Origin of the sequence: Flavobacterium dankookense, from assembly GCF_004362665.1 — a bacterium.
In the GTDB taxonomy this organism is placed as follows: Bacteria; Bacteroidota; Bacteroidia; order Flavobacteriales; family Flavobacteriaceae; genus Flavobacterium; species Flavobacterium dankookense.
The window spans coordinates 185122-197770 of record NZ_SNXR01000013.1 but is presented as its reverse complement, the minus strand read 5'-3'; the positions used below and the strand labels follow the sequence as shown (position 1 = coordinate 197770).

Below are 12649 nucleotides of genomic sequence, written 5' to 3'. Positions count from 1 at the left end.
TTATTCCCATTTATTATTGGATGTTTTGTCTTTCTCCAGTATTTTATCAATTTGCTTTTGTTCCCATTTTGAACCAAAAATTTTTTCAGCAAAAAACACTTGTATTCCTTGAACTACTAAGAAAAAAGTCCAAACCCACATTACAAATTCATTTATATACCTTAGTGGTAAAAAGTTAAATGGTACGTTAAAATATGTTTTCAGTATGTAAAACACTATTCCAATAACGTAAATAAACAAATGAGTGTAAAACTTCTTTAATTTGTTTACTCTATCTCGAGCAAGTTGTTGTAAAATACTCTTACTGTCTTGATTTTCCATGGCTAATTCCATTTGTTGCTTTGATTGTTTTCTTTCTCAAGAATTTCTCTAATTTTCTTTTCTTCCCATGTTTTTCCATAACCGAAAACTTCAAGTGCGTGAAACGTTAAACCCATTCCCCAACCCAACATTGGGAACCAAAACCACTGAAAATTTGAAGTGCTTAGATTTATAAAAATTAAAATCGGGATAACAAAGCAGTAGGAAGTTAAGTTGCCATAAAATCCTTTTAATTGGTTTACTCTATCTTTAGCTTTGGCATAAGCCATATTTTCGTTATAAATATTTTGTGTTTCCATGATGACAATTTGTTTGGTTAAAATTGGAATTTTTACTTTAAAAACTTCTGATGTTTCTTCCACCAAAACTTTTCGTTCTGAAATCAGTGCATAGCGATTAACGATGTTCTGCAGTCCAACGCCTTTTCTATCTTGAAGCACTTCTTTCTTTTGTAAATTATTCTCGATGATTAAATAATTGTTTTCGATATAAATTTTAATGTGCAACGGCTTTTGCTCGCTTACTACATTATGTTTTATGGTATTTTCTAATAAAAGTTGCAATGATAACGGAACGACTTTAGCTTCTAAATTATCAAAATCGGTTGGTAATTCATAGCTGATACTGTTTTCAAAACGCATTTTCAGCAAATTCATATACGTTTTAGCAAATTGCAATTCTTCTTCTACTGGAACTAGTTCTTTGTCTTTTTGTTCCAAAACGTAGCGGTAGATTTTTGATAATGAAGTCGTAAATCGTTGCGCATTATCTGGATTTTCTTCAATCAAAGAACTCAAAACATTCAAGCTATTGAATAAGAAATGTGGATCAATTTGGTTTTTTAAACTTTCAAACTTCGCTGAAGCAGTTCCTGCAATAACTTTTTGTTCTTTAAGTTTATTCTCTTGATAATATTTGTAGAGATATATGATGTGTACAATAGAGATTACAATAAAAGTAAAAACTGATGCTACAATATAATTACCCGCTTTTTCATTTTTTATAAAATCTAAAAACGTACTTCCTTCAATAACTACATCTTCAAAAACTCGGAGTAAAAAAATTACAAATAGTGAAAGAACAAATGATAAAGCAAACCCAATAAATATTCTTCGTTTTGAAAATCGTTCTTCTTTAAAAATTTTGTCTAAAAAAATGAATAATGATGTGTTTGCTAAATGTAAAGATGTAGTGTAAAGTAATGTATATAGAAATGTTGATTTTAATTCGTCATTAAATTGTAAACTAGCACCATTCAATACATTTATAAAGGTTATGATACAAAAAATCCCTAAACCGATTACAATTGCTCTTGGAAATTCTCTTAAATATCTATTTTTCATGGCACTAGTTTTGAATAAAATTTAAAAAGTTTCTACAATAAAACTATTATTTACAACCTTTCAACGCTTCTTGCGCTCTATCTAAACCCCAATTTGGTGCAAAAGGTGTATCCGTTTTAAAAGTAGCAAATAATTCAATTGATTTTGCAATTTGCGCACACATTGGTTTTGTATCAGCTCCAGACCATTTTGCACCACCAATTTCAAACTCTGCTTTGCAGAACATTACTCTTGGATTGTTTGGCGCAATTGCTTGAGCTTTATAATATTGTTCCATCGCTAATCCTGAATATTTCATACCATTAGTCATTGGATCTTGTACTAAAATAGCTGTGTAAAGCATTGCTTGTAACACCATTATCTCAGCATTGTTTGGAGAAATAACACTTGCTTGGTCGATGGCATCTTGCGCTTTTTCAATCAATGAAGCTACTTTGTCTTTGTTTTTTGGATTAAAAGCTTCGGTAGCATTTACCATTCCGATGTAATAATTTGGCAACCAGTTTGATTTTTCTGCTGAAGCAATTCTTTCAAATAAAGCGGTTGCTTCTGTTGCTTTTCCTTCACCCCAAAGTGATAATGCTTTTTGCATTCCTGTTTCATATTGAGTTTGTGCTGTTAGCATTGTACTAACAAAAAAAGCTGTGATGATGATAAATGTTTTCATAATTTCTAAGGTTTTAAATTGTTGATTTTTTTAATTGATTAATTGAAACTTGTTGTTTAATTATAGTCCAAAAGTATAGCGGTTCTATTGGCTATAAAATTTATTATTACTGAACTGTCGTTTTTGATGGATGAATTGTTTCTTTTAGCAAATAGTGATAAGCTATACTACTCTTGACTTTTTAATTTTTACTTTTTAATTTTTACTTTTTATTACAAATTATTCAACTGATTATCCTTCATATTATCGCTAATAGTCCAAAAGAAACCTACAAAGAAAAACTGATCGGCTGTCGGACGAATTTCTCTTCTGTCGAATGTTCCGTTGGCATTAACTGTATTCGAATACTCGTAGCCAAACACATTTTGTGTAGCTAAAACATTTGTCACAGAGAAATACAATATCTTTTGTTGTGTTAATAAATACGACCAACCCAAACTAAGATTGTTGTAACCTTTTGTTCTTCCTGCCATAAAATTTGCTTCATTTGGATTGTTAAATGGTCGTCCAGTTGAAAAACTATTGGTAATACTCAACTGAGATTTTAATTTGTTTATCCACCATTTTGATACTACACTTAAACTATGTTTTGCTACGAAGTTGGGTGTTACTTCTGTTGGAAAGTTTCTGTAATCTCGCTGCGTATCGATATAAGAATACGAAACCCAATATTCTAAATTCTTGATTGATTTATTGTCTCTCCAAAAAATGTCCAACCCTTTTGCATATCCTTCGCCAGTATTGAAATAGTTACTATTAAATTGTGGACTATCCGTGTCAAACTTCACTAAATCAGCATAATCTTTGAAATAGGCTTCTGCTCTAAACGTTCTTCTGTCTTTATTATACTGATAGTTTAAAATGTAATGCGATGCTTTTTCGCTGCTTAAATAATCGGCATATTTCAAATATTCTTGTCTTGGAGCTTGTGTAAAACTTCCATACGCTAAAGAGAACTGACCGTTTTTAGAAACTTTATACGCCATTGAGGCACGAGGAGAAAGTACTGTTTCATTTAGCAAATCGTTATTAGAAAGTCGCGCACCAAATTTTATGGCAAAGTTTTTTGAAAAGAAAATATCTGTTTCCGCATAAGCTGCCGCGATATTTGCATTGTAACCAATAGCAAACATATTACCCAAATTTTCTTTAAAAGTTTCGTCAAATTTCGTGATGAAATAATCCGAACCAAATGTTAACTTCACTCTATCAGAAAATGATTTTTTCAATCGTAATTTCATGTGAGACGAATGCTCATCGTTTTTAGCATCGTCAACATTAATTCCAATTTTGTTTTGACCAAAACCATAACTTAATCCAGTAAAAAACTGCCATTGATTACTCCAATTGGCTTTATATGAAGCATTCAAGTAGAAATTGTTATTATTCAAATCTATTCTAGTTTTGTTTGCTGAGTTGATGCTTTCTTGGTTAATGTCAAACTGAGCCGCATCAAAAGCAGCATATAATTTGAATAAACCATTCTCAAAATTATATCTATAAACTGCTTCACCTGAAAGCGATTGATATGGTTTGTTCCAATCAGCATTTTGTGGAACTAACTTTTGATATGGTTCTAAATTGATGTAAGCCGTGTTGAAAGAGATAGAATTTTTTCCCCATTTTTGGGTGTTGGCTAATCCTAAACCAACTGTCATCAAGGAAATATCTGTTTTTTCTTCCACCATTTCGTCTTGAGTATTTAACAACAAAACACTTGAAAGCGCTTCGCCATATTCTGCAGAATAACCTCCAGTTGAAAACGACATTCCACTAAAAAGAAATGGAGAAAATCGTCCACGAGTTGGCACATTTGCGGTTGTTGCACCATAAGGTTGTGCTACCCGAATTCCATCAACAAAAGTTTGGGTTTCATCAGCTTCGCCACCACGAACAAAAAGTCGTCCATCTTCACCAACGGTGTTTGTTCCTGGTAGCGTTTGCAATGCCGAAACAATATCACCTAACGCACCAGCAGTTGTAACAATATCTAATGGTTTCAAAACTGAAACACGAGCTTTTTCGCCAGCGTCAAACGTTCCAGCTGTAACGATAACCGCATCTAAAGTGTTAACACTTTCGCGCATTTTATACGTTTTGTTTTTGGCATTTGTAACATCAATTGAAACTGATATATTTTCATAGGTAATAAAACTAATTACCAACGTTTGATTGCCAGTAGTCGTTGTTGTGAAAGAGAATTTTCCATTTTCGTCAGACGATGCGCCGTCATACGAACCATCAATATAGATGTTTGCACCAGTGATTGGCTTGCTTTTTTCGTCAAGAACTGTTCCCGAAATTTCGTTTTGTGCTAAAGCCGTTACGCTGATAAAAAATAAAACTAGATTGTAAAAAGTTTTCATAGAGGTTGTATTTTGATAGGACAAAATTGTACAATCTTACACAACTATGAAATAATAGTTTACCGAACTGTAGAAATTAGTGGATGAAGTGTATTAATTATGTTTGTTTTAAACTACTAGTAAACAAACTCCCCAAACTCGCTAGTGATAGTGAGTTTTTTGTTTTCGCTGGCTTCTACTCTACCTACAATTTGTGCATCAACACCAAACGATTTTGAGATGGCAATAATATCGCTAGCAATAGCTTGTGGAACATATAACTCCATTCGGTGACCACAATTGAACACTTGATACATTTCTTTCCAATCTGTTTTTGATTGTTCTTGGATTAACTTGAATAATGGAGGAATTGGAAACAAATTATCTTTTATCACATGAACATTGTCCACAAAGTGTAACACTTTTGCTTGTGCACCACCAGAACAATGCACCATTCCGTGAATATCATTTGGAGTGTATTTATCTAATATTGTTTTGATAATTGGCGCATAAGTTCGCGTTGGCGAAAGCACTAATTTACCTGCATCTACAGGAGCATTTTCAACGGCATCGGTTAATTTTACATTTCCAGAATAGACCAATTCTTTGGGAACTGAACTGTCAAAACTTTCAGGGAATTTTTCGGCAAGATAATTAGCGAAAACATCGTGTCGTGCCGATGTTAATCCGTTACTTCCCATTCCACCGTTATACTCTTTTTCATAATTGGCTTGACCAAAAGAAGCCAAACCAACAATCACATCTCCAGCTTGAATATTAGCATTATCAATTACTTTACCGCGTTTCATTCGAGCAGTAACTGTTGAATCTACGATGATAGTACGAACCAAATCACCAACATCAGCTGTTTCGCCTCCAGTAGAATGAATGTTCACTCCATAGGTTTTTAGTTCTGCTATCAATTCTTCCGTTCCGTTAATAATTGCAGAAATGACTTCGGCAGGTATTAGATTTTTATTACGACCAATTGTTGAAGAAAGTAAAATAGTATCAGTTGCTCCAACACATAATAAATCGTCAATGTTCATGATTAACGCATCTTGAGCAATGCCTTTCCAAACCGACAAATCTCCTGTTTCTTTCCAATACATATAGGCTAATGACGATTTTGTTCCAGCACCATCAGCATGCATGATTAAACAATAGTCTTCATCATTGGTTAAATAATCGGGAACGATTTTACAGAAAGCTTTTGGAAATAAACCTTTATCAATATTTTTGATAGCGTTGTGTACATCTTCTTTGGAAGCCGAAACTCCACGAAGTGAGTAGCGTTGACTGTTATCAGAGCTCATTTGTTGTAGTTAGTTGTGTACGGCAAAGATAGGAATTTGAAGTACGAAATACGAAATACAAAGTACAATTTTTTAAACTCAATTTTTGACAATCAAAATTTCTACTCTACGATTTTCGTTAGCTTCATCTTCATTTTGTTCAGGGATTTTGTGAATTGGTCTTGAAATACCATATCCTTTATAAGTCATTCGCTTTCTATCGATTTTATTTTGTATCAAAAAATTATATATCGCTTTGGCTCTAGCAGTTGAAATATCAGCAACATCCTGAACAAGCTGACAACAAATGTGTCCTTGAATTTCGATAACAAGCTTTGGGTTTTCTTCCATTGCACACAATAAATCGTATAAAACGAGTTGCGATTGAGGAACTATTCGAGCTGAATTATTGTAGAAATAAATGTTAGGCAATTTGATGGTTTCACCTGCTTTAGCATTCCTTATTTGTTTTGTCAATTCGCTAGCAACTGGTTTTTCATCTACCTTATATTCGATGACTACTTTTCTGTTTTCGGCTTGAATTTGTGATAGCTTAAAGTCTTTTCCAAAAGGAATTCGCACAAGGTTTTCAGCCAATTTAGTTCCGCTTTTTTGAAGCAAAAGAATCACATTTTCGATTCGTCTTTCGGCTAGTTTTTTATTATAATTCTTTGTATCAACACTATCGCAATAACCCGATAATTTAGTCACTTCGATAGATTTATTTTGAGACAACCATTCGTTGATTTTTAATATCGATTGCGGATTAGGAAAATCTTGATTGAAATCGAAAAACACTTCAAACTGCTTTTGACCAAAACCAAAAAAGGAAAAGAAAAGAATACTATATAGAATAACTTTTTTCATTTATTTTCTAACAATTAAAATCTCAACACGTCGGTTGGCAATTCGTTCTTCTTCATTTTTTTCAGGAATGGGATAAATTGGAAAATTGCTTCCAATTCCGTTATAAGCCAATCGGTTTTGCGCTATTCCACGACCTTTTAGAAAATTAAAAATTTTTAAAGCACGTCGATACGAAAGTTTCGTTGCCGCTGGATTTGGATTACAACAAATGTTTCCATTAATCTTGATAACCATTTTTGGGTTAACCACCATAATCATATAAAGTTCTTCCAAAATAGCATACGATTCGGGAATGATTTTCTCAGAATTTAATGCAAAATGAATATTGTTTATTCGAATATAATCTTCGACTTTTGCTTTTTGAAACTTGGCTGCCAGCGATTTTTTTTCTTCTTTTATTCGTTTAATCAATTCGCCTTTTGGAATTTCAGTTTCGGGGAAAAAATCTTTTTCAGTATCAAAATACGTGATTATTACTTTTCTGTTTTCAGACTGAATTTCGGAACGATTGAAATCTTTTCCATAAGAAACCAACTCAATATTTTCACTTAAAGCAACGTTGTTTTTTTGCAATAACTCTTGAATGGATTTTACACGTTTTTCTGCTAATTCTTTGTTGTACTCCTTGGTGTCAGTGCTGTCGCAAAAACCTTCTATTTTTAAAACTTCTATATTTTTATTCGAATACCAATCCTTAAGTTGTTCTATCGATTGCTGATTGGGAAGGTGTTGATTGAACTCAAAATAAACACTAAACTTGCTCTGACCAAATCCGAAAATTGAAATGAGAAGAACTAAATATTTTACTCTTTTGAACATTAATTTTCTACAATTACTATTTCTACTCTACGATTTGCGGCTCTTTCTGCTTCATTTTTTTCTGGTAATGGATAAATTGGTTGTGTACTTCCAAAACCTTTGTACGACAATCGACCAGAATATACGTCATTAGCAATCAAAAAACTATAAATTGATTTTGCTCTTTTTGTAGAAAGATCTACTCTATCGGTAGGCATACAACACAAATGTCCTTGAATTTCTATTTTCAATTTGGGATTACTTTGCATCACCAAAAGCAACTCATATAATTTCCCTCTCGACTCAGGAACTACGGCAAAAGTGTTTACAATAAAATTTAAATTATCAATGGTTAGTTTTTCTCCAACGGTTGCATTTCCTACTTTTTTCATAAAAGCTCTATCGAGTTTGAACTCCGATTTTGTTCCGTTTGGATTATCAAAAACCAATTTTTCGGGATAGTCGATTTCAACTTTTGGTTCAATAGTTTTTTCTTCTTTAATGCCTAGAATTTCGTTTTCGCGAGGTAAATCTTTTTCTAAAATATAATAAATCGTTACTTTTCTATTCTCTGATTTATTCGCAGCTTGTTTGAAATTTTCGCCAAAACTTCTCGATTTAAAGTCTTCTCTAATCTTGATGTAACTTTTTACTTCATTAAAAATAAAATCTACTCTCTTTTTTGCTAAAGTATCGTTGTAGCCAGAAGTTCCGTCTTCGTCAGTATAACCATTAATTGCAACAATTTTTGAAGTTGGATTTTCTAAAATCCATTGTTGTAATCTTCTATTTTCTTTTACAATTGGTTCATGCTTATTGCTTTCGAAATAAATTGAAAATTGCTCTTGAGAAAAAGACGCATTTACCAGAAACAAAAAAAAGATATAGCTGATGTAATTTTTCATAATCATAGTATTATAACGAAATATAGTAAAAAATAGTATCAAATAGAAATAATTCTACATCAAAATACCAATAACAATTTTATATTTGCCAAAAAATCAACAGAATATGAAACAAACTTTATTATTTTTTTTAATGATAAGTCTATCTGGAAAAGCCCAATCGGTTGTTCAATCAGTCAATTCAGGAAGCATTATCACTACAAACAGCAGCATTTCTATTGGAGAAATTGTGATTATTCCTGAAAATCAAAACCAATCAGTTAGTGGCATTATTGGTATTTTGACACAGGTAAATGACCAAACTCTGGAAGTTCCGCAACTGGAATTGACCAATACTATTCGTGTTTTTCCAAATCCAACAACAAATTCAATTTCTTTTCAAACGGCTACCGATTTGACTAATGAAAAAATTTCCATTTATAACTTATCAGGACAATTGGTTTCGAAAAAACAAGTTTCTGGAGGCAACGCTTTAGATTTATCTGATGTTGCCAAAGGTGTTTATTTAATTCAATTTGACAATAAAAAAATCAATTCTTTCAAAATAATCAAACGATAATATTTCAATTTCAAAAATCAAATTCAAAAATCAATTATGAAAAAAATAGTATTTTTAGTTACACTTTTAACGACACTTATAACTAACGCTCAAGTTCCACAAGGTATTTCATATCAAGCAATTGCTTTAAACACATCAGGAAATCCAGTTGTGAGTTCTAATGTTAGAGTAAAACTTTCTGTTTTAGACAATATTGCAACAGGAACAGTTTTATACTCAGAAACACATTTAAAAACAACTAATCCACAAGGTTTATTCAACTTAACTATTGGTCAAGGAACAGTAGTTTCCGGAACTTTTAACACCATAAACTGGGGAACGAATTCCAAGTTTTTAAAAGTTGAAATGGATGCCACTGGTGGAACAAACTATGTAGCTGTTGGAACAACGCAGTTACTTTCTGTTCCTTATGCTTTGGCGGCTGACAGTTTAATTACTTCTCCTGGCGAAGGAATTACTTTGGTTTCTCCAAACGGAACACCTTATCAATTAACCGTTAGCGATAGCGGAGAGTTGTCATTGCCAACTACTAATAATCCATCAGCTAGCAGTCCAAATAATTTTTATATGTATGGTACATTCAACACATTTAACCCAACAACAGCATTGTTGATGGCTAATTATAATGATGGAACAAGTTTGTTCAGATACGGATTCAGGTATTTAACTGCTGGAACAGAATTAAAGTTTCTTGCTACAAACAATGCTTCTTCACCTGTATATGGAGTTAATTTAACAAATAATCTTCAAGTAAATGGCGCTAGTTTTTTAGTTGATACAAATGGATTTTATTTAATTCAATTAGGAAATGCATATAATCCAGATTATCCGCTTAATCAATTTGGCTTAGGCTTGGATTCTCTTGCTCCTAAACTTAGAAATTCTCTTACTTCGAATTACTATAATGGTACCTATTCTGTAGCTACTAATAAGTTCACATTCAATATTAGTATTTCAGCTAATAATTCTCTACAATATGATTTTTATTATCCAGATCCAAAAGGAGAATTACATGGTGACAACCTAGCCGATGGAAGTGTTGAAAGTAATGGTACACCAATAACGATAAGCAACACAACTGGAACACCAAAAAACTATAGAATAGAACTAACCATCAACTTTAATGGTTCAGCAACATATACTGTAACACAATTATAAAAAGTTGGTTAGTATTATTAAACAAAAAGTCCCGATTAATCGGGACTTTTTTTGTTATTTAGAAACTCATTATCTTGTAAACAACAATTCTCTATATTTAGTCAACGTCCAAACTTCGTCATCCACTAAAAGCTCTAATTTATCACAGTGCTCGCGAATTACTTCGAAATATGGTTTTACTTTATCGCAATACATTTCAGCCATTTTTTGCGCATCAGTTAATGCATTCGCTTTTTTGCGAGCTTCTGTCATGGCTTCAACATTAGAGTTAATGCCTTCGATGTGAGCCGAAATTTCTTTGATTAAAGAGATTTGTTCTTTTGCAATTTTTTCAAAATCTTTTCCGAAGATTTCTTTCAATCCACGTACGTTTTCAATCAACGTGTTTTGGTAACGAATAGCCGTTGGAATTACGTGATTACGAGCAATATCACCTAAAACTCTACCTTCAATTTGGATTTTTTTAGTGTATTCTTCCAATTCGATTTCGTAACGTGCTTCTACCTCAACGTGGTTCATAACGTTTAATTCTTTGAATAAATCCAACGCTTTTTTAGATACTTTAGCTTTCAAAGCCGCTGGCGTAGTTTTATGATTACTTAAGCCACGTTTTTTAGCTTCTTTTTCCCAAGCATCGCTATAACCATCACCTTCAAAAAGGATGTTTTTAGTTTCTTTGATGTATTCTCTCAACACATTGAAAATAGCTTCATCTTTTTTCAAGTCTTTTTTCTCGATTAACGCATCTACTTCTTTTTTAAATTCTTTCAATTGTTTTGCAACGATAGAATTCAAAGTTGTCATCGCGTTAGCACAGTTAGCAGAAGAACCAACCGCTCTAAATTCGAATTTATTTCCTGTAAATGCGAATGGAGACGTTCTGTTTCTATCGGTATTATCCAACATTACGTCTGGAATTTTACCAACTACGTTCAATTTTAAATCGGTTTTTTCTTCTGGAGATAATTTTCCTTTAGAAACACCTTCTAATTCAGCTAAAACTTTAGTCAATTGCTCTCCAATAAACACAGAAATAATTGCCGGCGGAGCTTCATTGGCACCTAATCTATGGTCGTTACTTGCAGTTGCAATTGCAGCACGAAGTAATTCTTCATAATCATTTACCGCTTTAATTGTATTGATAAAAAACGATAAAAATTGTAAATTACTCATTGGAGTTTTACTTGGAGAAAGTAAATTCACACCAGTATCTGTGGCCAATGACCAGTTGTTATGTTTACCTGAACCATTAACACCTTTGAATGGTTTTTCGTGGAAAAGTACTTTAAAATCATGACGTTCACCAACTTTAGACATTACATCCATAAGAAGTGAATTATGGTCAACTGCAAGATTTGTTTCTTCAAAAATTGGAGCCAACTCAAACTGATTTGGAGCTACTTCATTGTGACGAGTTTTAACTGGAATTCCCAATAACATACATTCTTCTTCTAATTCTCTCATGTAATTTAATGCACGAGAAGGAATTGAACCAAAGTAATGATCATCTAGTTGTTGTCCTTTTGCAGAAGTATGACCAAGTAATGTTCTTCCTGTCATCACTAAATCAGGACGAGAATTTGCTAAAGAAGCATCTACCAAGAAATATTCTTGTTCCCAACCTAAAGTTGCAGTTACTTTTTTAACGTTTTTATCAAAATATTTACAAACCTCAGTTGCCGCTTCATCAACTGCATTTAAAGCTCGTAAAAGTGGTGTTTTATAATCTAAAGCTTCACCTGTATATGAGATGAAAACTGTAGGAATACATAAAGTAGTTCCAAAAATAAACGCTGGAGATGTTGGATCCCAAGCAGTATATCCACGAGCTTCAAATGTATTTCTAATTCCTCCATTTGGAAAAGAAGAAGCATCAGGTTCTTGTTGTACTAATTGACCACCACCAAATTTTTCAACTGGATCTGAACCATCATATGAAGTTTCAAAAAAAGCATCATGCTTCTCTGCAGTTGTTCCTGTTAGTGGTTGAAACCAGTGTGTATAATGAGTTACACCTTTAGAAAGCGCCCATTCTTTCATACCCATTGCAATATAATCGGCTAATTTTCTATCAATTTTAGTTCCGTGCTGCACTGCATCTTTTACTCCTTTATAAGCATCTGAAGTTAAATATTGCTTCATTGCTTTATCATTAAACACATTAGAACCAAAAAGAGCTGATTTCTTTCCAGCTTCTTCAAATTTTACAGGCTTTCTACCCGATGCATCTTTTAATGCTTGAAAACGTAAAGTTGACATAAAATTAAGTTTTTAAAAGTTATACCCTAATAATTCGATGCAAATATATAAACATTTTATTCAAATTATAATTATACCCTATTTTTTTAGGGGTAAAAATTGTTTAAATGTATTTTTTATCGTTAAAAAGCA

Annotated in this window: 11 protein-coding genes; 2 read left to right on the top strand and 9 right to left on the bottom strand. The window is 32.6% G+C overall.

Annotated elements, in window-relative coordinates:
• From BC748_RS07435 to BC748_RS07400, 8 genes are all read right to left on the bottom strand, one after another.
• On the bottom strand, nt 1-321 hold the full coding sequence (locus BC748_RS07435; RefSeq protein ID WP_246014018.1) for a 2TM domain-containing protein: 321 nt from the start codon (nt 319-321) through the stop codon (nt 1-3).
• 2 nt (nt 322-323) lie between these two features.
• Nucleotides 324-1664: a 2TM domain-containing protein gene (locus tag BC748_RS07430; protein ID WP_133532847.1), complete on the bottom strand. Its 1341-nt coding sequence runs from the start codon at nt 1662-1664 to the stop codon at nt 324-326.
• A gap of 46 nt (nt 1665-1710) precedes the next feature.
• Nucleotides 1711-2331: a hypothetical protein gene (locus BC748_RS07425; protein WP_133532846.1), complete on the bottom strand. Its 621-nt coding sequence runs from the start codon at nt 2329-2331 to the stop codon at nt 1711-1713.
• Between the two features lie 212 nt (nt 2332-2543).
• Nucleotides 2544-4697, bottom strand: coding sequence for a TonB-dependent receptor (locus tag BC748_RS07420; RefSeq protein ID WP_133532845.1), 2154 nt, complete (start codon nt 4695-4697; stop codon nt 2544-2546).
• Between the two features lie 116 nt (nt 4698-4813).
• Nucleotides 4814-5992, bottom strand: coding sequence for an AIR synthase related protein (locus tag BC748_RS07415; protein WP_133532844.1), 1179 nt, complete (start codon nt 5990-5992; stop codon nt 4814-4816).
• A gap of 78 nt (nt 5993-6070) precedes the next feature.
• On the bottom strand, nt 6071-6838 hold the full coding sequence (locus tag BC748_RS07410; RefSeq protein WP_133532843.1) for an OmpA family protein: 768 nt from the start codon (nt 6836-6838) through the stop codon (nt 6071-6073).
• Nucleotides 6839-7657, bottom strand: coding sequence for an OmpA family protein (locus BC748_RS07405; protein WP_133532842.1), 819 nt, complete (start codon nt 7655-7657; stop codon nt 6839-6841).
• Nucleotides 7657-8541 carry an OmpA family protein gene (locus BC748_RS07400; protein ID WP_162846429.1) on the bottom strand — a complete coding sequence of 295 codons (885 nt, stop codon included), beginning with the start codon at nt 8539-8541 and terminating at the stop codon, nt 7657-7659. The genes BC748_RS07405 and BC748_RS07400 overlap by 1 nt, the downstream gene beginning before the upstream one ends.
• 106 nt (nt 8542-8647) lie before the next feature.
• Between BC748_RS07400 and BC748_RS07395 the strand changes: the two genes are divergently transcribed.
• Nucleotides 8648-9100, top strand: a complete 453-nt coding sequence (locus tag BC748_RS07395) for a T9SS type A sorting domain-containing protein (protein WP_133532841.1) — start codon at nt 8648-8650, stop codon at nt 9098-9100.
• 36 nt (nt 9101-9136) lie between these two features.
• Nucleotides 9137-10258 (top strand): cadherin repeat domain-containing protein, encoded by a 1122-nt coding sequence (locus BC748_RS07390; RefSeq protein ID WP_133532840.1) that lies wholly within the window; start codon nt 9137-9139, stop codon nt 10256-10258.
• 69 nt (nt 10259-10327) lie between these two features.
• On the opposite strand, the gene BC748_RS07385 is transcribed toward BC748_RS07390, so the two are convergent.
• Nucleotides 10328-12517 carry a glutamine synthetase III family protein gene (locus BC748_RS07385; protein ID WP_133532839.1) on the bottom strand — a complete coding sequence of 730 codons (2190 nt, stop codon included), beginning with the start codon at nt 12515-12517 and terminating at the stop codon, nt 10328-10330.
• Nucleotides 12518-12649: the final 132 nt, after the last annotated feature.